The following is a 20,926-nucleotide window of genomic DNA, read 5'->3' as shown; positions in this document are numbered from 1 at the left end:
AGGGGCATACCCTATTCAGGTTTGTTAAGTTTTAACGTTATTGGCCTTTTTTCCCATTTCCCACCAACCTGGATGGTTTCTTCCAGTTTGATTGTATCATTGGTAATTTGAGTGATCCGACCAAAATTTTTACCCATATAATCGCCCGCTTTCACGCGAGTAATTAATCCATCAGGCTGACTTATCAGCCCCCAAATGGTTGAATTTACCTTGACTATCCCTACAAATTTTAGAGCATCCAGTGGAAATGCTTCCAATGGTTGCTTCGGGCGATTAATATTCGGGGCCTGGACATCTTCTTTCTCTACTACTTTAATCTGTTTAAATGGGCTTCGCCTATTTTGCTGCTCAGGGTAAGTGAATTTCTCGGGCGTTTCAAATTCTGGGATAGGTTCTATAGGTTTTGAGGGCCTTGATTTAACTTCCTGCATATAGTTTCTTAGTTCAGTATCATCGGTACCACATCCCACCAAACCAACACTAATACACATTAAAAAAAGCCAACCGATCCGCTTTCGGTAGTGAACAACTTGTATAGGGTAAGGATTATTTTTGCTTATCATACTGTTCTATACCGATAAATTTTTGCCGTCATTTTCATAATCAGTTGATCGCCTGTTTGTTTTTGTTTTTCTGTGGCTGCTGGTTCAATGACAAAATCATGAATCGTCACAATTCGTCCTAATTGAGCCACACGACTTAAAAACACAGCAAGTTGATGATAATTCCCCACCACAGAAATCTTTATAGGAAGCTCGATATAAAAATCATGTTGAATCTCTGGCATTGGAGCAAATAATTCAAATGTTAGTCCACTCGCCACCCCCATTCGAGAAATATCTTCTAGGAGACCAGGCATTTCGTTTTTTGATGGCAATTGCTTAAGCATCACTCCAAAACGCTCTTCCATGATTTCCATTTGATTTCGATACGCTTGCAGATTTGCCGCTTTATGTTGTGTTCGTTCAAACTCTGCTCTTAACTCCCGCTCTTGTTGTTGCAATGATTCATATTGTTCCAAATTGGATTTAATAATAAGCCAATATCCCAGTCCTATAATCACAAGCGCAACTACAACAATGGCAGCAATCTTAATGTGTTTAGGCCATTGTCCGATATTTTCTAAAGTTAATTCATTTAGATTCAGGTTTTTCATTCATCACGCCATTTGTTTTAGGACCAAGGATAAAACTCAATTTAAATGTATTATCTACGTTTTCCGGTGAATCCTTAGCTTTTTTTATTTCCGTAAGCTCAGGAGATTGAATCCATTGATTGGCTTCAATATTTCTCATGAGCTCTGAAATATTGCTGTTGGACTCAGCATATCCAAACAAGGTGATTTTATCCCCCTCACGTTCAATCTGTGTTAAATACACTCCATTAGGTAAAACGTTTACGAGTTCATCAAACATACGTACCGTGAGTGTTCTAGTAGCCTGTAGATTTTGAACAATATTCATTCTCGCAATCAACGCTTCGCGCAATTTTTTAAGCTCTTCAATCTCTTTAATTTGAGCCTTTAAACGAGTAATTTCAGTTTGTAAGATTTGATTACGATTCGTTTGGTCTTCAATTAAATTTTTTGCATACATATTCCACATAAAAACAACAATTGCCGCTGCGGCTAAAGCAACGCCCAAGTATAAAGTAAATTCTTTTTTTTCTTTTTCCCGCCTAGCCTCACGCCAAGGCAATAAATTAATTTCGGTCATTGAGCTTCCTATCTCCTCATCGTTTAAGGGAAGAGGACATTACTTTTTTTCTGAGGCTCTAAGCGCTAAACCACAAGCCACCAACAGCGTTGGAGAATCTTTATACAACTGGTCTTGATTTATCTTTTTTGCCACATTCATGTATTTAAAGGGATTTGCGATTTGTGTAGGGATGTTAATATGTTCTTGTAACAATCGTGCCAAATCCGGTACCTTCGCGACTCCACCCGCCAAAAGAATATAATCCACCACCGTGTAGTGTGTTGATGAAAAAAAGACCTGCAAACCACGCTTAATCTGCAGAAGAATTAATTCTATAAATGGCTGTAATACCTCATCTACATAATCCGAAGGCAACGTCCCTTCCCGAAGAGACTTCTCTGCCTCTTCCGCTCCTAAACCATACTTTTCCATAATAGCTTGAATAAGCCGAACGCCACCAAATTCCTCTTCCCTTGAAAAAATAATCTTCATGCCTGAAAGAACGAAAAAATGTGTATATACCGCTCCGACATCGATGATCGCAATGACTTTATTTTCGCCTTCAGTGGGTAAATCTGGCGCAAACAGATGGGCAACGCGTTCGATTGCATAAGATTCCACATCTACGATGACAGCTTCCAAACCTGCATGCGAAACGGTCTCAACCCGTTTGCTCACATTTTCAGTGCGGGATGCAACAATGAGAACATCTTGCATAGCCGTGTTCTTAGCTGATGGACCAATCACATTAAAATCGATATTGATTTCATCAATGGGATAAGGAATATATTTATCTGCTTCGATGATGACGAGCTCTTCAATCTCATCTTCGCTTAATCCTTCATGCACCTGTATCGTACGACTAATCGCTAAAGAGTCCGGAACAGCTACCGCGACCTTTCTTGAGCTTAATCGCGTTTGAGCCAATAATGAACGAATCGCATTGGATACTGCATCAACATCTTTAACAATTGGGCCTTCCATAGCGTTTTCAGGAAGTTTGATAGCGCCATAACCTTCAACACTATACTGATTACCATTTGATGAAAGTTCAATAATTTTTACCGAGGTTGAACTGATGTCTACTCCGAGAATAGTTCGTTGTCTAGGGCTTAACAATTTAAACACTTGCCTATTCTCCCTCTTATGGCATGTAATCCCTGATTATGGATGGCTCGAAGCGGGTATTTTATTCCTAAGCTGGGTTGAGAAATAATTAAAACCCTGAAATAAAATATCCTTAGATCTTGCTACATATTAACGTAAGTTATTAAAAAATGAAATTTTTATCCAGTTTATTCTATCCATTTTCTCATTTAAGGGAATAATCGCATCGCTTCCATATGAGTTCCTCCAATTGTTTGGTTTCAACTAGATTCTTGCACAAGAAACCCAAATTACACTATAGTGAATTAAGCAAAAGTCTTGGCCTTTGAAATCAAGGAGTTGTTATGTTGGATTTAAATGATTTAAAACACGCCCTTTTAACCGTCGTTCTTCGTTATCGAAGCGAAGTCAAAGCCACTGCCTTAGAGCGTGAAAAAGCAGATAGCCAAGCAAAAATTTTCTTTAAAGACGATTTGACTCCTCTTGAACTAATCCTTAAAGGTATTGTCAATGAAATTACCGAGGATGCTCCGACACACGTCAATTTACTAAATTGTCTATTAAGGAGCATGGTGTCACTCCATGCAATCACAAACCCGATGAGTGATGTCAATGACCAAGCATTTTCTGAACTTTGCGATCTGGTAAAAGGGATCCGTCAGTTACAAACACACTCTTCCAGCAGCACCATTACGTTAATACAAGGGGGACAAGAATTCGTCTGCTATGGTCATGCCGCAAGATATGGCGCTTCAGGGTCACGATTAGGAAAGCTGCTACATGAAGAAATATTGGCTCGACTGGGTTTGGACGCAAGCTCATCCAACGACAAAATCATTGAAAAATTAACCGGACTAAAAATTGCCCACCAAGAAAAACTCGAATTACAACAACTTAGAGCAAGAGTGGTTTTATGGGAAAGGGTAACGACATCACCAAGATCAGTGGCTTTTGGAGGTTTATTTTCCTTATTTCCACCACTGCCCCAAGGAAAACCTGTTTCTCAACAACAAGGCGCCTGCGAGGAAGTAGGAGCGAAAAATTCGCTTCCAGACTAGAATTCAATATATAATGTCAACAATTAAATTATAGTGATCCTCTAGATGAAAAAAACGGCTTATTTTTGGCGCAAAGGACTTTGGGCGCTGGTCAGTTTATTTTTTATTTTTCTTGTTATGTTGAGCTTACTCTATCTCTACCTACAAAGCCAACTTCCAAATGTCGATTCATTAAAAAGCGTACAGCTACAGGTCCCATTACGCATCTATACCCAAGACGGTTTGCTTATTCAGGAGTATGGAGAAAAAAGACGCATACCAGTAAGCTATGAAGATATTCCTCCCATGTTGATCCATGCTGTACTGGCCACTGAAGATCAACGCTTTTTTGAACATCCGGGTGTTGATATTCTTGGTCTTGGGCGCGCTGCCATTCGAATGATTCAAACAGGGACTAAATCGCAAGGTGGAAGTACCATCACCATGCAAGTCGCCAGAAATTTTTTCTTAGATCGTAAAAAGACCTTTTTAAGAAAGTTCAATGAAATCCTTCTCGCCATCAAGATCGATCAAGAACTTAGTAAAGAGAAAATATTAGAGCTTTATCTCAATAAAATTTATTTAGGCAACCGAGCCTACGGTGTTGGCGCGGCAGCACAAGTCTATTATGGCAAACCCTTAAATGAACTAACGCTCGCCCAGTTAGCCATGATCGCTGGGTTACCTCAGGCACCTTCTACTCAAAATCCCATAGCAAATCCACTCGCGGCCAAAAAGCGACGGGATCATGTTCTTGAGCGCTTACTCGAAGAAAAATACATTACCGAGGATGAATACCACGAGGCTGTGAACGAACCCTTAACCGCTAAGTATCATGGTGCCACGCTAGATGTAGATGCGCCTTATGTCGCTGAAATGATCCGTCAATCGTTGTATGATCACTTTGGCCCTGATGCTTACACAAAAGGATACAAGGTTTATACCACCATTAAAGGCCCATTACAGTTAGCCGCCAACCAAGTAGTAGAAGAGAGCTTGATTGCGTACGACAGGCGTCACGGGTATCGTGGACCGGTCGCGAAGATGGGAAGCTTGGAAGAAGTCTCAGAAGATAAAATTCATAAAAACCTACTCCAGTATCCTATTATTGGCGATCTTCAACCAGCCATGGTCGTGGATGTTCAGTTTAGAGAAGCTAAAGTCATCAACCGCAATGGGCAGACTATCACAATCCCTTGGGATGGTCTCTCCTGGGCAAGACCTGCTCTTAAGAAAGGCTGGGTAGGAAAGCAACCTACCGAAGTTTCAAATGTCGTTTCAGTAGGTGATGTTATTTACGTTCGAAAACATAAAGACATCTGGCAGCTTGCTCAAATTCCTAAAGTAGAAGCTGCTTTGGTTGCGTTAAATCCTAAAAACGGAGCGATTGAAGCGTTAGTGGGAGGATTTAATTTTGAGCGCAGCAAGTTTAACCGAGCTACTCAATCCAGTCGACAACCAGGATCTAGCTTTAAGCCCTTTGTTTATGCGGCTGCATTAAACAAAGGGTATACGTTGTCAACCATGGTCAATGATGCCCCGATTGTAGTAGATGACCCAAGCCAGCCTAACTTATGGCGCCCTCATAACGATAACCGTAAATTTAACGGCCCTATGCGTTTGAAAGAAGGGCTTGTTCGATCACGCAATATGGTTTCTATCCGTATTCTTGATGATATCGGGATTGATTATGCCATTGATTTCATTTCTCGATTTGGTTTCCATAAAGAGCATCTACCTCACGCTTTATCCTTAGCACTGGGGAGCCTGGCCGTTAGCCCATTGGATATGACCGCAGCCTATGCTGTTTTCGCTAATGGTGGCCATAAAATTGAGCCTTATCTCATTGACCGAATTACGGATGATGAAGGAAAAATATTGCTGCAAGCAAAGCCTGTCATCGCATGCGGCAAGCAATGTAATGAACAAAAAATTGATCCGGATTTGGTTGCACCCCAAGTCATCCCCGAAGACATTGCCTTTTTAATGGACTCTGCGCTTAAAAGCGTGATTCAGCAAGGTACAGCTAGGGCTGCAAAAGTATTAAATCGCCAAGATATCGCAGGGAAAACAGGAACCACAAATGATAAGGTCGATGCTTGGTTTGCAGGTTATCAAAATGAACTTGTGGTCACCGCGTGGGTAGGATTTGATACGCCGACCCCACTTCATGAGTACGCCTCACAATTGGCTCTTCCTTTATGGATCGACTTTATGAAAGTAGCCCTCAAAGACATTCCAGAGCAAAAAACCCAAATACCAGAAAATATTATATCTCTGCGTATTAGCCCAAAAACGGGATTAATCGTACCGGAAAATGATCCCGATGCAATTATTGAATATTTCCGCGAAGAAGAAGTTCCCGTTTCTGATGATGATAGTTCAACTTCCTTCACTTCTCAAAGCTATGAAACCCAGGAACACTTGTTTTAATGATTAGTTCTTGGATATAGAATACTTCATATGAGAATTTTTTATCAGTCTATAATTCCCGGTTGCATGCAACCGGGCTCCAAAGCTCATTAGATCAGAACCTACGCAAAATCCCAATCTGTTCATTATAAAAAATTTTCAATTCAGTCATTTAAGCAGCCAGCGCATCCGTAGCGGCTACGTATTCATAACCTAAATCGCGGGCCACCGCTTCATAAGTGATCATTCCTTTGTGGACATTTAATCCATTTAATAGATGGCCGTCACTGAGTAAAGCGAGTTTAATGCCCTTAGTTACCAAACTTAATACAAAAGGCAATGTAGCGTTATTCAGAGCAAACGTGGATGTTTTAGGAACAGCACCAGGCATATTCGCAACGCAATAGTGCACAATTTGCTCTTCTACATAAGTTGGTTCTTGATGCGTAGTAGGCCGACTGGTCTCAAAGCAGCCTCCTTGATCGATTGCAACGTCAACCACAACCGATCCCGGGCGCATCGCTTTTAGCATGTTGCGCGTGACTAGTTTTGGTGCAGCCGCTCCAGGAACTAAAACAGCACCAATCACTAAATCCGCTTCAGTAACGTATTTTTCCGTTGCTTCAGAGGTGGCATAAATTGTATTTAATTTTGAACCAAACTGGAAATCGAGCTCACGTAACCTGGGTAATGATTTATCGAGCACCGTAACATGCGCTTCCATCCCCATTGCCATGCGTACAGCGTTTGTGCCAACAACACCACCGCCGATTACGACAACATCAGCTGGTGCAACACCTGGCACCCCCCCTAATAAAACGCCGCTTCCACCTTGAGCCATCTCTAAACAATGCGCTCCTGCTTGAATCGACATGCGACCTGCCACTTGGGACATTGGTGTCAAGAGAGGCAAACCACCATCATTTTGTGTAACGGTTTCATAGGCAATAGCAGTCACACCTGACTCTTTTAACAAACGGGTTTGTTGTGGATCAGGTGCTAGATGTAAATAAGTAAAAATGGCTTGGCCTTCACGCAATTGTTTACATTCTATAGGTTGAGGCTCTTTGACTTTAACAATCAAATCGGCGCGAGAAAAAATTTCATCAGCAGAATCTACAATCTCTGCACCTGCCACTTGATAGTCTTCATCGCTTATGCCAATCCCTATCCCAGCATTTTTTTCAATTAAAACATCTCCCCCATGCCTTATCACCTCACGCACACTGGCAGGAACGAGACCTACACGATTTTCTTGCGGCTTAATTTCTTTTGGTACTCCAACTAACATAAACTTACTCCATTTACGTTTATTTATACCCCATGCTGTTATCGCTTAAGTACGCGCGGAGTCTAATTCTTGAATTAATTGAGGAACAATTTCAAACAAGTCACCAACTAAACCATAATCAGCTATTTGAAAAATTGGCGCATCCTCGTCTTTATTAATGGCTACAATAACTTTTGAGTCTTTCATTCCAGCAAGATGTTGCACGGCACCGGATATACCAACCGCAATGTACAAAACGGGAGCAACCACTTTACCTGTTTGGCCAACCTGATAATCATTTGGCGCAAATCCAGCATCCACAGCCGCTCTTGAGGCACCAACTGCAGCTCCTAATACATCTGCTAGTTGTTCAATCATTTTGAAATGCTCAGCATTTTGTAATCCCCGCCCTCCAGCTACAATGATTGAGGCGCTTCCTAGATCAGGACGACTAGACGCGCTTAATTCATGGCGTACAAATTGGGTTTTTGTTAAAGGAACAACATGATTGATTCGCTCAACACAACAAGCTTCTTGTTCCATAGCCACGGGTTCAAAGGCTGTGGTTCTTATCGTAAGAACTTTTTTTTCATCAAGTACTTTAACTTTCTCAATTGCATTTCCTGCATAAATAGGATGCTCAAATGTGTGTTCATCAATAATTGCGGTTACATCTGAGACTTGCGCCACATCTAATAACGCCGCCACACGAGGAAGAATATTTTTACCAAAGGTCGATGAACCGCCCATAATGATTTGAAACGAATCAGCCAATTCAGCTACTACTTTGCTGACATTTTCTGCTAATTGATGCTCATAAACAGCATTATCGACCTGCCAGACTGCTTCAACACCCTTTAATGTCGCCGCTTGCAAAGCCACATTGTTACACTGACTGCCTACAATGAGTAACGTTGGTTTTTTACCCATAGTTAATGCTGCAGATAATACATTTTTTGTTGAGGGGTGTATTTCCTTATTATCATGTTCAACGAGAATTAATACGCTCACAATTGCTCCCTATCCAAGCACCTTGGCTTCGTGTTTTAATTTATTAACCAATTCAGAAACCGATTCCACTCGAACTCCACCACTTCGAGCTGGAGGGGCTTTAACATTTAACACCTCAACATGCTGTTTCAACGTTAGATTAAGCTCATTTAGTTCAATTTTGTCAATTGATTTACGCTTGGCTTTCATAATATTGGGCAAACTAGCATAACGTGGCTCATTTAAACGCAAATCGGTACTCACTATGGCTGGCAAGGTAACTTTTATTGTTTCAAGACCGCCATCAATTTCTCGAGTAACGCTTAATTTATCTCCTTCAACCTGGATGGATGAAGCAAAAGTTGCCTGTGGCCAATCTAATAAGGAAGCCAGCATTTGTGGAGTTTGGTTATTATCTCCATCAATGGATTGCTTTCCCATTAATACCAGTTGTGGTTGTATATCATCGACCACTTTTTGTAGAATTTTGGCGATATTAAGGCTTTCAAATGATTTTTCAGTGTGCACATGAATGGCTCGATCCGCCCCTAATGCTAAGCCATGGCGTAAGGTTTCTTGAGAGTCATCTTTGCCAATGGACACCAATATCACCTCTGATGCGACCCCTTGCTCCCTTAATCTTAGGGCTTCTTCAACAGCTATTTCATCGAAGGGATTCATCGACATTTTCACATTTTGCGTTTCAACGCCACGGTTGTCTTGTTTTATTCGAATTTTTACATAAGGGTCTATGACGCGCTTCACTGAAATCAATATTTTCATAATTCCTCACTGGAAATAACGGGCCTGTATTGATTTTGCCAGAGATAGAATTAAAAAGAAAATACTCAAACTCAACTTGATGAAAAATGTGTTTTCAACCATTTTGACGGCGAAAACATTGAACGTTAATGTCTACGATGGTCTTTATGGTCTGTCAGATTATAATCTTAAACCTCTCTTTCGCTTTGTAAATACTGACAAAAAGCATCTCCAATTTCAGGATGGCGCTTTCCAAATGCAACCATGGCTTGTAAATAGCCAAGCTTGGAGCCACAGTCAAAGCGTTTGCCATCAAATCGGTAGGCCTTAACAGGCTCTTCTTTTAACAATTGCTGAATGCCATCGGTTAATTGAATTTCACCTCGAGAATCGATATGAGTTCGTTTTAAGCAAGAAAAAATGGTCGAAGTAAAAATATACCGACCAACGGAGGCTAGATTGGAGGGGGCTGCTTCTCGAAGTGGTTTTTCTACCATGGCCTGGATATCAGAAAAACTGGATTGATTATCCTTAACCTTCACTACACCATATTGATGAACCTCTGCCCACGGTACAGGTTGCACGGCCAATACAGAACTTTCGTCTGTATTAAAATAATCCACCATAGAACCTAAACATGAATCCCTTGCGTCGTCAATCAAATCATCGGCTAATAACACAGCAAAAGGCTCTTCACCCACCACATGCTCAGCACAAAGTACAGCATGACCCAAACCAAGTGGCTGATGTTGTCTGACATATGAAAATTGAATGCCAGGAGGGGAAATATTTCGAACCAAACTCAATAAGTCTACTTTCCCTTGTTCCTGTAATCTAGATTCTAATTCAAAATTATTATCAAAATGATCTTCAATCGAGCGCTTACTCGAGCTTGTGATAAAAATCATGTGATTGATGCCGGCTCGTACCGCTTCTTCTACAGCATACTGAATTAAGGGTTTATCCACAATCGGTAACATTTCCTTGGGATTCGCTTTGGTTGCAGGAAGAAATCGTGACCCCAAACCAGCAACAGGAAAAACAGCTTTTTTTACTTTCATATTAATAAATCCTTCTACACATTAAGCTCGATTCCCACCATTGGTCTTCCTACAGAATAATAATAAGCTATGCCTGATTGCATCACCTTGGATAACGAAAAACAATTTCTACCATCGATTAAAGGCGATTGTTTCAATGCTTGAGCCAGATTTTGAAGTGGATACGACTTAAATTCATCCCATTCTGTCGCTATAACCAGTGCAGCTAAGTTACTGGTTTGAAGAGTTTCTTCAGCACTTGAACACCAGGTAATTGCATCTTCTTTAAGAAGAATTTTTTTAGCCTGAGTCATCGCCACCGGATCGTATAATCTTAACTTTACTCCAGCCTTCAATAAAGCATGAATGATGACTAAACTACTCGCTTCTCGTATATCATCCGTTCCAGGCTTAAATGAAAGCCCCCAAATCGCAATAGTGCGGTCCTTTAAATCATGATTAAAATGATGAGCAAGCTTATTAAATACCCAATTTTTTTGTAGGTTATTAATGGCATCAATCGAGTCTAATAGAGAAGCGTTTATTCCCTTTTGAAAAGCAGTATGTTTTAAAGCTCGAATATCTTTTGGAAAGCATGACCCACCATAGCCAATCCCTGCTTGAATAAAATGAGGACCAATTCGGTGATCCAGACTCATTCCTTGGCGTACATCTTCAATATCCGCACCAACTTCCTCTGCAATCAAACTGATTTGATTCATAAAACTTATCTTGCAAGCGAGCATTGCATTGGCTGAGTATTTCGTTAACTCCGCCGATTTTCGACTCATGCATACTAACGAAACCCCTTTACTAACCAACGGCTTATAAATGGCCTCAAGGGGTTCTAGAGCCTGTTTGTCACCCCCTAGAATGATGCGATCGGGATTTAAAAAATCAGACACAGCTCTGCCCTCACGCAAAAACTCGGGATTTGAAGCCACTTGAATTTGAAAATGACTGTTTCGCTTACGTTGAATATCGGCGATAACCATACTGAGCTTGTCTCCAGTTCCTACAGGGACGGTTGATTTGGTCACGATCAGTGTGTCTTTTTGAGTTTCGAGAGAAATTTGTTCTGCAATCCCCAGTACTTGAGATAAATCTGCCTCCCCGCTGGGCAAGCTTGGCGTTCCTGTTGCAATGATATGCACTTGTGCGTACTCAATCGCTTTCGAAGTGTCTGATGAAAAAGATAGTCGTCCCGACTCTAATTGCTGCTTCAATAACTCCGGCAATTGATTTTCAAAAATTGTGCAATTGCCTTGCTTCAAGCGGCTAATTTTTTGTTCATCTATATCAACACAAAGTACATTATGACCAAGATGGGCAAAGCAAACACCTGAAACTAGACCAACATACCCCGCCCCATATACAGAAATGTTCATGCTTTTCTCAAAAAATAAATTTCTGCATTATCGATAAATTTTATAGAAATGACAAATTTAGTTAATCCTATGACAAGATAAGATTATGCCAGTTTGTCTAGAAACTGCTTGAATCAGTCAAAGTATGATTTTGCCCTGAATCATACGACACAGAAAGTTAAGAACTTAAACGTAAAGAGCCGTGCAAAAATTTCTCACTACTTAACCTCCACCTATGATAATATTCTATACTTTTTTATGAACCCTCTGAATTGAGTTTTAATTAAATGAACATCAGCCTTTTTGATTTGTTTTCTATTGGTATTGGCCCATCTAGCTCACATACTGTCGGGCCAATGTATGCTGCAAACGAGTTCATTAAACTCCTGACTGATAGAAAACTGTTTAATCAGACTGAACGAATTAAAGTTGAACTCTATGGATCACTCGCCCTAACCGGTAAAGGTCATGGGACAGACAAAGCCATATTAAATGGACTTGAAGGTAAAGATCCTGAAACGGTTGATCCTGAACTCATGGTTCCAAGAATGAATGAAATTCTTACCAATAAGAAACTCTCCCTGGCAGGCAAAAAAACCATCGACTTTGAAGAAGCCCAAGATTTTATTTTATATCAAAAGGAAGTGCTTCCAAAACATAGTAATGGCATGAAATTTACTGCGTTTGATGAAAACAATCATTATTTATTAAGCCAAATCTATTATTCGATTGGCGGTGGATTTATTACAACAGATGAAGCATTTGATCAGTTGGAGCAAGATGACATCCAACTGCCCTATCCCTTTGACACAGCGAGACAACTCCTTGACCAGTGCAAATCGAATCAGTTGACCATTGCAGAATTAATGCTTGCTAATGAGCGAAGCTGGCGTAGTGAAGATGCAATTTATTCAGGCATTTTAGCCATTGCCAAAGTCATGTGTGACTGCATTGACAATGGCTGCCAACATCCAGGCGAGCTTCCTGGTGGACTTAAGCTTAAACGACGAGCACCTGATTTATTTAACAAATTAAATTCTCAAAATGGCGTACCCAGCGCTTATGAGCGTTCGGACATTATGAACCGTCTTAACTTATATGCTATGGCTGTGAATGAAGAAAATGCTGCGGGTGGCCGAATTGTAACAGCCCCGACTAATGGAGCAGCAGGCATTATTCCTGCTGTGTTTAAATATTGCCAGGAAGCCCATGGAAAGCTCGATAAGGAAGATATTTATACCTATTTCTTAACTGCTGCGGCCGTTGGCATTTTATATAAAAAAGGGGCGTCGATTTCTGGTGCGGAAGTGGGTTGCCAAGGTGAAGTAGGCGTTGCCTCGTCTATGGCCGCTGCAGGACTGACTGCGGTCTTAGGGGGCAGTATTGATCAAATTGAAAATGCAGCTGAAATTGCCATGGAACATCATTTAGGAATGACTTGCGATCCCGTCTTGGGACTGGTTCAAATTCCCTGCATTGAACGCAATGCCATGGGCGCTGTAAAAGCAGTCAATGCTTCCAGGATGGCTTTAATTGGTGATGGACAACATCAAATCTCATTGGATAAAGTCATCAAAACCATGAAGCAAACGGGTATGGATATGCAAAGCATATACAAAGAAACATCAACCGGAGGCTTAGCTGTTAATTTAACCGAATGTTAGTTCCGTCGACCAGGATGAGATTCTTTAATAAAAAATAGCACCAGTATTAGACTTAAAAAATAACAGCATGGCATGACCAGCAATGCTTTTTGATAACTGTTAACGGAATAAGTTGTGATTCCGTTAATGATCTCATAACGTCCAAATCGATGTAAAAATACGCCAACTAGGGGCTGAAAAATAGCCCCGCCAATGAGTACCGAAAGATTATTAAACCCTGAAGCGGTTCCAACCAAATGATTTGGATTATTATCTTTTACCACGGCAAAACTAACTGTTTGCCCTCCTGCTCCCAATCCTAAAGCAAAGAGAACAAGATACATCCAACTCATTTCCACACCGGGAACATACAGAAGAATACAAGTCGACAAAAAACCAAAAAAAGCGCTAAGACCTAACGCGAGACGCCGACTAGTTAATCGATCACTTATCCAACCTAACAATGGACTACCTATTCCTATGCCAAGCCAAATCATGCTACACATGCCTGAAGCTTCGACAACCCCAATTTGATATTTTTCTTCTAAGTACGGCACTCCCCACAGCGCAGCAAACACCGCAATGGGAGTCCAGATGGTAAAGGCATACGCTCCGGTTATCCAAGTATAGGTGTGCTTACACACAGCCACTAAACGCTGCCACTCATCACGAAATCGCTGGGAAGGCTTATCTTGGGTAGGTTGGTTTGGGTAATCTCTGATAAATGACCATAGAAAAATCGCGAGAATAAATCCCATGATAGCTAAAATGAAACTCGCTTGACGCCAACCTAATGCTTCTGTCATAGCAGCCAGCGGCATTTCTCCAAACATGGCTCCCACGGAACTCATCGCTTGCGCAATACCTGCTAAGATTGCAAAATGCTGTGGTGGAAACCAACGAGATAGCAAAACCAACACACCAATAAATGAAAAAGCAGAACCAATTCCAATTAAAAACCGTCCAATGGATGCAGTTAAAATACTGTCGGTTGAAGCAAAAAAGAATGATCCTACCGCACAAAGAATCAAAGCAAACGTCATCAATTTGCGCGGCCCATATCGATCAAATAAAACACCCGCAGGTAATTGCATAGGTGCGTATGCATAAAAATAAAAAGCAGAGATAATACCGAATCCTTCTGCGCTAACCTGAAAGGTTTTCATCATAGGATCAGCCATAACACTGGGGGCCACTTGTAAAATGAATTCATACATATAAAAAGAAGCCGCTAGAAAGAATATAAAATAGGCTTTAAAGAGACTATGCTCAGAAGGTGTTGAAGAATACATATGTAAGGCAATACCAGTGTTTAAAAAAGCACATTAGACCCTAAGCGAAATTCTCTTGTCAAGGCGCTCTTTTTTTATTCAGCAATTGACATTCTAATGGGCTCGACTTTGAGTATCATTTTTCTAAATCATTGAGCAACGAAGCAATGTGTTTATGGATAATAAATTGCGCCCAAAATCGCGGGCTTTGACGCTCCCGTAATGGGTCTGAGATCAACTGGCGTTTTGGTCAGAGTCTTCTCAGCTAACCAGGCAAACATCATAGCTTCAATAAAATCAGGGTCAACCCCCATTGTTTCTGTGCTGCTGACGTTCACCGTGGTAAGATTTCTTGCCATTTCTTGTAACAACTTAGTGTTATGCGCACCACCACCACAAACGAATACGTTCTTAGGTTTTTGGGGACTGTCCTTAATGGCATTGCAGATGGTTAAAGCAGTTAACGAAAGAAGCGTCGCTTGCACATCTTCAGGTTTCAGTGCTTCAGTGAGATTTTTTGTTAACCAGTCAGGAGAAAAGTATTCCTTGCCAACGCTTTTAGGGGGAAGCTTCTGAAAATAAGAATCACTAAGCAAGCTATCCAGTAAAGGTTGGGCTAAGGTACCGGACGAAGCCCACTCTCCATTCGCATCAAACGAGCGATTAAGATGCTTTTGAATCCAATAGTCCAGCAAACAATTACCAGGCCCCGTATCGAACCCCTGACTCACTTGATGTTGATGTAAAAAAGTTACATTGGCTATCCCACCAATATTTACAATCGCAATAGGATCTTGAAATCTTAATCCGAATAAAGTCTGATGAAAAATGGGCGCAAAAGGCGCACCTATCCCACCTAGTACTAAATCGCGTGTTCTAAAATCTGCAATGACCGTAATGCCTGTCCTCACGGCTATGGTGTGCGCACATCCCAATTGGAAGGTATAGGGGATATTTACGGTCACATCATGCGCGATCGTTTGACCATGGCTTCCAATAGCTTGAATAGCATGCGGGGGGATTTGTGCACTCGCTAACAGTTTTTGTACTGCTTCTGCAAAATCTTGTCCAATTAGCGTGTTTAACTGTGGGATCAAAGCAAGTGGAAGATTTTTTTGTTTTAAAACATCGTTTAATTGCTTTAATGTTTTATTTCGATAAGAAATGGTAATACCAGCGATAAGCTGATTCGTATCTAGATCAACTACTGCAGCATCAATTCCATCCATGCTGGTCCCAGACATTAAACCAATATACAAATTCATGGATTGAGCCTCGGAATATTTGTATGAGTTAGAACTTTAAGATTGAAATGAAGCTCCAACCCATGCTTCAAAGGAATCTTCACGAATAAATCTTGGCTCATCTTCCTTTTTCCAACCTGTAATAAGCGTCATGAGCGGTCTAGTGATTAGACTTATTACCGATTTAATGGAGTAATAAACGCTGATCAAAAAGTTTGCGCCTGAAAATAACAAACATTGGATGGCTTTGTCATTATGTTTTTCTCCATCGTCTTGTTTGATTCTTGTTTTTATTGCTAAAAGCTGAATGCCTTCCCAAAGAGCGAAGCTCAAGGAGGCTAAGGCGATGGAAATGCCTAATATTGGCACTACAATAGCACCACCGATCTCATCAAGATAATCATAACGATCGTACAGTGGCTCAAAAAGATTGAGTCTTTTTAGAAATTCCCGATTAACTTTCGAGAATGCTACATTGATATTTCCTTTATAAAACTCACCATCAATTTCATTGATGGTTTCTGTTAAATCCTCAATGAGACAATTTACATGATCATAATAATTTTCAAACGTATTTTTTTGATTACTCGGTTTTTTTTGTTTTCTAAAAAAACTACTCATTGAATTTCCTTAATATCGGTTTCGTTCAGCCGAGCCTAATAAGGTATAATATAATTAATTTTAAAGAGATAAGTTTGCCAGGTATGCCAAAATGATGCCAGTAGCATAATAGGGATCAGTATATCCGTAAATAAAACAGGTCCGACATTGCCAGCCTTATAATTCCCCATTTTTATCATCTCACGAATATGTCCCCAAGCCACACCAAAAGAAAAAATTGAAAACGCCACAACCACCCCGGGAGCAAAAATGGCGTAAAAATAAGAAAGCACGCCTGCTACCCCAAACCCTAAATCAGCATAACCGGCTTCATGTTGGAAAGGAGAAGGTTTCCAGCCTATTTCACGCGCGGTTTTCCTGGTTTTATAACAATAATAAAACCATTCAATAATATTTAAAATCCCTACGGAAAATAACAGCAAACACGATAATAAAGCGGCTAAATAGGTGGGATACAAAGGGGATACTAAATAGGCGTAAATAAAAGAAGCGATGAACAGCATAGGTGCTAGAACATTCATTAGAAGATCCTTATTGTTCGAAATTACCTTATACTGTACTCAAAAAACTTCAAAAAAAATAGTGGGAAGAATTCCAAGTGATCACCCAAAACAATCTCTAACGCAATTTAAAACAACGATAGAAATTATCCGTTGTTTGCGAGGCTAACGCTTCTAAGTTAATCCCCTTAAGTTCACTGATTGCAAAAGCCACATGCTTAACTAACGCAGGATGATTTTGCTTTCCTCGGAATGGAACAGGCGCTAAATAAGGCGAATCGGTTTCAATTAAGAGACGTTCTAGAGGTACCTTTTTTGCTACTTCTTGCAATTGAGTAGCGTTTTTAAACGTTACAATGCCAGAAAATGAGATATAAAAACCAAGATCTAATGCTTTTCTTGCCATATCCCAAGATTCAGTAAAACAATGAAGCACCCCTCCGATATCCGAAGCATTTTCCTCAATCATGACCTGTATGGTATCGTCCACTGCATCACGGGTATGAATAATTAATGGTTTGCCAGAAGTTCGCGCGGCTCGAATATGTTGACGAAACCTCTGTCTTTGTATTTCAATCGCCTCTTCACCCTCTGTTCGAAAATAATCTAACCCTGTTTCTCCAATTGCGATGCAAGCCGGATGAGAAGCAAGCAATAATAATGAATCTGCATTCGGTTCTTCGGCTATGGTAGCGTTTGGATGTAAGCCTGCTGATATGTATACATTTGAATAATGATCTGCCAGTTTATAGAGGAGAGGCATATCCTCTAGTTCAATGCAAACGCATAACATTTCTTTAACGCCAGCATTGTAGGCTTCTTGCATTAAATTTTCGAGCTTATCGTCAAACTCACTTAAATCGATGCTGTGCAAATGACAATGAGAATCAATAAAATTCAGATTAGAAGTATTCATATTGTTTTGATAACGAAAGTTTTAAATGGTATCAGTTCCTTCAGTGGATTTTAACTTACCGGCCAAAATAGTTTCAATTTTTGTACATAAATTAAGGCCATTTTTTCCACTTAATTGCACTCCAATCCCGACAGGTTTGTTTCCTTGAGCCTCTTTAGGCGTCAACCAAGCAATTTTGCCTTCCACTAAATACGTCTCTGATTCTTCGGGAAGTTGAACAGATAAGGTTATCTCACCGCCTAGCTCATAAGCTTTTTTTGTTCGAATAAATAAACCGCCGCCTTTGATAAAAGGCATGTACGCAAGGTACAGTGCATGCTCATCGCTAAAGTTGCATTCAATCAAGTCTACCATATCATTCATTGAATGTTCCTAACATAGTCTAACAGCAAATCCTCAAGCGCTAGGGTTTGATTAATGGTTATGTTTTGGCTTAGTTTTTTTCTTAATACGCTTATTTTTCTATTATAGTCAAAGAAACTCGTCACCGGGATTTGTTGTGAGAGTCTATAGAGAGAACGGTTATTTGCTCTCGAATTTGCCTCCGACTTATAAAAATGAAAACGTATCATTTGTGAATTTACTAAATACAACCACCACAACAAATCATCAAAATTGTAGTGACTCCAACGTGTCGCTATCTCTGGAGGAGAAACTTTACTTTCACAAAGATCAATAAGAGATTGAATCAATTGGTCACGGTCTTGAAAAATAACGGCACGTGGGTCCTCGTTGGGATACAACTTACCTAAATTTAAATAATCAATCTCATCATGCATTCCGTCAGAAAAAAAATATTTTTGGCAGCGACTTAAAATCGTTGGAGGAATACTACTCATTTGCTCAGCCAATAAAATAAATAGAGTATGAACAGGGGGCTCCTCCAATACTTTTAATAAGGCATTCGCTGCTGCTATATTCATTCTTTCGGCAGAATCAATGATAACGATTCGGTATTTTGCTCGCTGTGGGGTTTGGTAAATATCCTGTTGGATCGCTCGGATCTGGTCGATTTTAATTGCTTTATCCAATGCATCTTGAGCAATATAATGCAAATCAGGATGAACGTTTTCGAGCAATCGCTGACATTGATGACACTGCCCACACGCACTTAACTGCTCACAAAATAAGTAGCCCACAAGGTTCATCGCAAACACCGAGCTCTTCACATGTCGTGATCCGACAAATAAAATAGATTGTCGAAATCGTCGGCTTGCCAAAATGGGCTGAAATGTTTGCCACATTTGATCATGAGCTGGGAGATATTCAACCACGGATGATGTCCGCATGATGAGTCATATAATTATCTAACGCATTTCTAATTAAATTTTGTACAGTTTTTAATGGTTTTCCCGCATCAATCATAACCACGTTATCCATTGTTTTTAAATGCTCGTGATAACGATGATACACATCTTGAAAAAAAGACAAAGCTTCCTGCTCAATTCGGTCTGTGGTTCCGCGTGATTGAGCTCGTTTTAAGCCCCTCTTTGGCGATACGTCAAGGAAAATCACTAAATCTGGCTTAAACCCTTGCATGCTAAAAGAAGAAAGCTGTGAGATAAACGTTTCATCCATTTTTCTACCACCACCTTGATAAGCAAAGGTGGAAAGCTCGTATCGATCCGCTAACACCCAGGCTCCTTTTGAAAGAGAGGGTTTAATAACAAGTTCCATTAACTGGATCCGAGCAGCATATAATAAAAGAAGTTCTGTACGTGGATCTAAAGGTTGTTCAGGATTAATTTCTTTAATGAGCTCACGAGCCACCTCTCCTACACGCGTCCCACCTGGTTCGCGAGTGAGAACCAAGTCTTTTACATGAGATGATAAATAAGACTTAATGGTTTTTAAAGCCGTTGATTTGCCCGCCCCTTCTAAACCTTCAACGACAATATAGCGCCCTTGTTCTAAACTCATTTTTTTTCCCTTAAACTGCTTTAATATCTTGCCTGAATAATAGAATTGAGCCGCTTAAATTAGCTCTAAATCTTTATAAAAACACTTATTTTTTGCTTTTTAAATAACGGTCAATGGCTTCTTTTTGTTCTTTATAGCTTGCTGAAAAATGATGGGTGCCATCCCCTTTAGCAACAAAATACAAATAATTAGTTTGAGCAGGATTGGCTGCTGCATCGATAGCATCTCGACCTACCATAGCGATTGGTGTGGGTGGCAATCCCCGATATTTATACGTGTTAAAGGGTGAGTCAAACTGCATATCCTTATGAGTCAACTTGCCATCGTATTGCTCACCTAAGGCATAAATTACGGTGGGATCAACTTGCAGCGGCATATGCTTTCGTATTCGATTAACGATTACACCAGAAATAATGTATTTTTCTTCTAAAACAGCGGTTTCTTTTTCCAATATGGAAGCAACAATCAACATCTCGTAAGGAGATTGGTAGGGAAGCCCTGTCTTTCTTTTCTCCCAACGTTCATTTAGATATTGAAGTAAATCGGTATGCGCATGCGCAATTAATCGAGCAGCGTTTGTGCCAGCTTCATACATATAGGTATCGGCAAGAAGCAATCCTTCATCACTGGGATGGTCACTTTTAATCACATCCCAATCTGATTGTTTATAAGATAGATAAGGTGCGGTTTTTAAATTCTCAACCACTTGTTTTTGCGTTGTCCCTTCCACAATGGTAAAAGAAATTTTTAAAACATCCCCTTGAGCTACACGATGAATAAAATCCCAAGCTGATTCTTGAGGCTGAATTTCATAAATACCTGCTTTTAACTGGTGAGTCAGCCCAAAGATACGAATTAAAAGGAGCAGTATTTGATCAGAGTGAAGGTTGGTTTGGTGCTTTAGGGATTCAATTAACGCCGCTGCGGTCGCATTTTTTTTTACTTGAAAAATTTTAGGTTCTTGCGATTTTGATAATAAGTGTTGTGAAGCTGCGCGATACGATACGAATCCAAGCCCGATTATCAAAGCGAGAGATAATGCCGCTATAAGAGTAAACAATAATTTCATTGGTTGATGAATCATAGTACCTCTTAAGCCATAGCAAGAGCACACTAGGTGGATTATAAA

At 40.3% G+C, this 20,926-nt stretch carries 21 protein-coding genes; 3 read left to right on the top strand and 18 right to left on the bottom strand.

The annotated features are described in order from the left end of the window. Nucleotides 1-11: 11 nt before the first annotated feature. From E1O41_RS10395 to pilM, 4 genes are read right to left on the bottom strand one after another with little or no spacing between them, the layout of a single operon-like run. A complete protein-coding gene (locus tag E1O41_RS10395; protein ID WP_229669384.1) occupies nt 12-563 on the bottom strand; it encodes a pilus assembly protein PilP in 552 nt (183 codons plus the stop codon). Continuing rightward, complete coding sequence (locus E1O41_RS10390) at nt 560-1,156, bottom strand: type IV pilus inner membrane component PilO (protein WP_131777268.1); 597 nt, start codon at nt 1,154-1,156, stop codon at nt 560-562. The genes E1O41_RS10395 and E1O41_RS10390 overlap by 4 nt, the downstream gene beginning before the upstream one ends. Beyond that, complete coding sequence (locus E1O41_RS10385; RefSeq protein WP_131777267.1) at nt 1,134-1,715, bottom strand: PilN domain-containing protein; 582 nt, start codon at nt 1,713-1,715, stop codon at nt 1,134-1,136. Before E1O41_RS10385 ends, E1O41_RS10390 begins: the two co-directional genes overlap by 23 nt. Before the next feature lie 39 nt (nt 1,716-1,754). Next, nucleotides 1,755-2,825 carry a type IV pilus assembly protein PilM gene (gene pilM, locus E1O41_RS10380; RefSeq protein WP_131777266.1) on the bottom strand — a complete coding sequence of 357 codons (1,071 nt, stop codon included), beginning with the start codon at nt 2,823-2,825 and terminating at the stop codon, nt 1,755-1,757. A 323-nt stretch (nt 2,826-3,148) separates the two neighbouring features. On the opposite strand from pilM, the gene E1O41_RS10375 reads away from it, so the two are divergent. Then, nucleotides 3,149-3,862 (top strand): hypothetical protein, encoded by a 714-nt coding sequence (locus E1O41_RS10375; RefSeq protein WP_131777265.1) that lies wholly within the window; start codon nt 3,149-3,151, stop codon nt 3,860-3,862. Between the two features lie 45 nt (nt 3,863-3,907). Then, on the top strand, nt 3,908-6,274 hold the full coding sequence (locus tag E1O41_RS10370; RefSeq protein WP_131777264.1) for a penicillin-binding protein 1A: 2,367 nt from the start codon (nt 3,908-3,910) through the stop codon (nt 6,272-6,274). 151 nt (nt 6,275-6,425) lie between these two features. Here the strand turns inward: E1O41_RS10370 and ald are convergent, their stop codons facing one another. From ald to E1O41_RS10345, 5 genes are all read right to left on the bottom strand, one after another. Beyond that, the gene (ald, locus tag E1O41_RS10365; protein WP_131777263.1) at nt 6,426-7,544 is read right to left on the bottom strand and encodes an alanine dehydrogenase; all 1,119 of its coding nucleotides are present in this window, start codon (nt 7,542-7,544) and stop codon (nt 6,426-6,428) included. A 45-nt stretch (nt 7,545-7,589) separates the two neighbouring features. Then, nucleotides 7,590-8,534, bottom strand: coding sequence for an electron transfer flavoprotein subunit alpha/FixB family protein (locus tag E1O41_RS10360; protein WP_131777262.1), 945 nt, complete (start codon nt 8,532-8,534; stop codon nt 7,590-7,592). A gap of 9 nt (nt 8,535-8,543) precedes the next feature. After that, on the bottom strand, nt 8,544-9,296 hold the full coding sequence (locus E1O41_RS10355; protein WP_131777261.1) for an electron transfer flavoprotein subunit beta/FixA family protein: 753 nt from the start codon (nt 9,294-9,296) through the stop codon (nt 8,544-8,546). 167 nt (nt 9,297-9,463) lie between these two features. Next, on the bottom strand, nt 9,464-10,336 hold the full coding sequence (gene galU, locus E1O41_RS10350; RefSeq protein WP_131777260.1) for a UTP--glucose-1-phosphate uridylyltransferase GalU: 873 nt from the start codon (nt 10,334-10,336) through the stop codon (nt 9,464-9,466). Nucleotides 10,337-10,350: 14 nt separating this feature from the next. Next, nucleotides 10,351-11,703 (bottom strand): UDP-glucose dehydrogenase family protein, encoded by a 1,353-nt coding sequence (locus tag E1O41_RS10345; RefSeq protein ID WP_131777259.1) that lies wholly within the window; start codon nt 11,701-11,703, stop codon nt 10,351-10,353. A gap of 266 nt (nt 11,704-11,969) precedes the next feature. Here E1O41_RS10345 and E1O41_RS10340 point away from each other — a divergent pair, with 266 nt between their 5' ends. Then, entirely contained in the window at nt 11,970-13,346 is a 1,377-nt protein-coding gene (locus E1O41_RS10340) for an L-serine ammonia-lyase (RefSeq protein WP_131777258.1), read from the top strand. On the opposite strand, the gene E1O41_RS10335 is transcribed toward E1O41_RS10340, so the two are convergent. From E1O41_RS10335 to mltG, 9 genes are all read right to left on the bottom strand, one after another. Continuing rightward, nucleotides 13,343-14,617, bottom strand: coding sequence for an MFS transporter (locus E1O41_RS10335; protein ID WP_131777257.1), 1,275 nt, complete (start codon nt 14,615-14,617; stop codon nt 13,343-13,345). The two genes, E1O41_RS10340 and E1O41_RS10335, sit on opposite strands and share 4 nt — an antisense overlap. Before the next feature lie 152 nt (nt 14,618-14,769). Beyond that, nucleotides 14,770-15,861, bottom strand: a complete 1,092-nt coding sequence (locus tag E1O41_RS10330) for an anhydro-N-acetylmuramic acid kinase (protein ID WP_131777256.1) — start codon at nt 15,859-15,861, stop codon at nt 14,770-14,772. Nucleotides 15,862-15,897: 36 nt separating this feature from the next. Then, nucleotides 15,898-16,461 (bottom strand): hypothetical protein, encoded by a 564-nt coding sequence (locus E1O41_RS10325; RefSeq protein WP_131777255.1) that lies wholly within the window; start codon nt 16,459-16,461, stop codon nt 15,898-15,900. 35 nt (nt 16,462-16,496) lie between these two features. Then, complete coding sequence (locus E1O41_RS10320) at nt 16,497-16,982, bottom strand: DUF6790 family protein (protein WP_131777254.1); 486 nt, start codon at nt 16,980-16,982, stop codon at nt 16,497-16,499. A gap of 97 nt (nt 16,983-17,079) precedes the next feature. Next, the gene (locus E1O41_RS10315; RefSeq protein ID WP_131777253.1) at nt 17,080-17,877 is read right to left on the bottom strand and encodes a TatD family hydrolase; all 798 of its coding nucleotides are present in this window, start codon (nt 17,875-17,877) and stop codon (nt 17,080-17,082) included. Nucleotides 17,878-17,898: 21 nt separating this feature from the next. Further along, nucleotides 17,899-18,240: a PilZ domain-containing protein gene (locus E1O41_RS10310; RefSeq protein WP_131777252.1), complete on the bottom strand. Its 342-nt coding sequence runs from the start codon at nt 18,238-18,240 to the stop codon at nt 17,899-17,901. Further along, nucleotides 18,237-19,166 carry a DNA polymerase III subunit delta' C-terminal domain-containing protein gene (locus tag E1O41_RS10305; protein ID WP_131777251.1) on the bottom strand — a complete coding sequence of 310 codons (930 nt, stop codon included), beginning with the start codon at nt 19,164-19,166 and terminating at the stop codon, nt 18,237-18,239. The genes E1O41_RS10310 and E1O41_RS10305 overlap by 4 nt, the downstream gene beginning before the upstream one ends. Continuing rightward, on the bottom strand, nt 19,144-19,797 hold the full coding sequence (tmk, locus tag E1O41_RS10300) for a dTMP kinase (RefSeq protein WP_131777250.1): 654 nt from the start codon (nt 19,795-19,797) through the stop codon (nt 19,144-19,146). The genes E1O41_RS10305 and tmk overlap by 23 nt, the downstream gene beginning before the upstream one ends. A gap of 85 nt (nt 19,798-19,882) precedes the next feature. Then, a complete protein-coding gene (gene mltG / locus E1O41_RS10295; protein ID WP_165481177.1) occupies nt 19,883-20,881 on the bottom strand; it encodes an endolytic transglycosylase MltG in 999 nt (332 codons plus the stop codon). Nucleotides 20,882-20,926: the final 45 nt, after the last annotated feature.

Source organism: Legionella impletisoli (assembly GCF_900639875.1).
GTDB lineage: Bacteria > Pseudomonadota > Gammaproteobacteria > Legionellales > Legionellaceae > Legionella_A > Legionella_A impletisoli.
Note: the sequence above shows the minus strand (reverse complement) of the source record. Positions and strands in the feature narration are given on the sequence as shown.

Coding starts and splice junctions, on each gene's coding strand:
- E1O41_RS10370 (WP_131777264.1), top strand. CDS start 3,908: ATGAAAAAAACGGCTTATTTTTGGCGCAAAGGACTTTGGGCGCTGGTC.
- E1O41_RS10335 (WP_131777257.1), bottom strand. CDS start 14,617: ATGTATTCTTCAACACCTTCTGAGCATAGTCTCTTTAAAGCCTATTTT.
- E1O41_RS10395 (WP_229669384.1), bottom strand. CDS start 563: ATGATAAGCAAAAATAATCCTTACCCTATACAAGTTGTTCACTACCGA.
- E1O41_RS10310 (WP_131777252.1), bottom strand. CDS start 18,240: ATGAATGATATGGTAGACTTGATTGAATGCAACTTTAGCGATGAGCAT.
- E1O41_RS10305 (WP_131777251.1), bottom strand. CDS start 19,166: ATGCGGACATCATCCGTGGTTGAATATCTCCCAGCTCATGATCAAATG.
- E1O41_RS10315 (WP_131777253.1), bottom strand. CDS start 17,877: ATGAATACTTCTAATCTGAATTTTATTGATTCTCATTGTCATTTGCAC.
- tmk (WP_131777250.1), bottom strand. CDS start 19,797: ATGAGTTTAGAACAAGGGCGCTATATTGTCGTTGAAGGTTTAGAAGGG.
- ald (WP_131777263.1), bottom strand. CDS start 7,544: ATGTTAGTTGGAGTACCAAAAGAAATTAAGCCGCAAGAAAATCGTGTA.
- E1O41_RS10325 (WP_131777255.1), bottom strand. CDS start 16,461: ATGAGTAGTTTTTTTAGAAAACAAAAAAAACCGAGTAATCAAAAAAAT.
- E1O41_RS10330 (WP_131777256.1), bottom strand. CDS start 15,861: ATGAATTTGTATATTGGTTTAATGTCTGGGACCAGCATGGATGGAATT.
- mltG (WP_165481177.1), bottom strand. CDS start 20,881: ATGATTCATCAACCAATGAAATTATTGTTTACTCTTATAGCGGCATTA.
- E1O41_RS10355 (WP_131777261.1), bottom strand. CDS start 9,296: ATGAAAATATTGATTTCAGTGAAGCGCGTCATAGACCCTTATGTAAAA.
- E1O41_RS10320 (WP_131777254.1), bottom strand. CDS start 16,982: ATGAATGTTCTAGCACCTATGCTGTTCATCGCTTCTTTTATTTACGCC.
- E1O41_RS10385 (WP_131777267.1), bottom strand. CDS start 1,715: ATGACCGAAATTAATTTATTGCCTTGGCGTGAGGCTAGGCGGGAAAAA.
- galU (WP_131777260.1), bottom strand. CDS start 10,336: ATGAAAGTAAAAAAAGCTGTTTTTCCTGTTGCTGGTTTGGGGTCACGA.
- E1O41_RS10340 (WP_131777258.1), top strand. CDS start 11,970: ATGAACATCAGCCTTTTTGATTTGTTTTCTATTGGTATTGGCCCATCT.
- E1O41_RS10345 (WP_131777259.1), bottom strand. CDS start 11,703: ATGAACATTTCTGTATATGGGGCGGGGTATGTTGGTCTAGTTTCAGGT.
- E1O41_RS10390 (WP_131777268.1), bottom strand. CDS start 1,156: ATGAAAAACCTGAATCTAAATGAATTAACTTTAGAAAATATCGGACAA.
- E1O41_RS10375 (WP_131777265.1), top strand. CDS start 3,149: ATGTTGGATTTAAATGATTTAAAACACGCCCTTTTAACCGTCGTTCTT.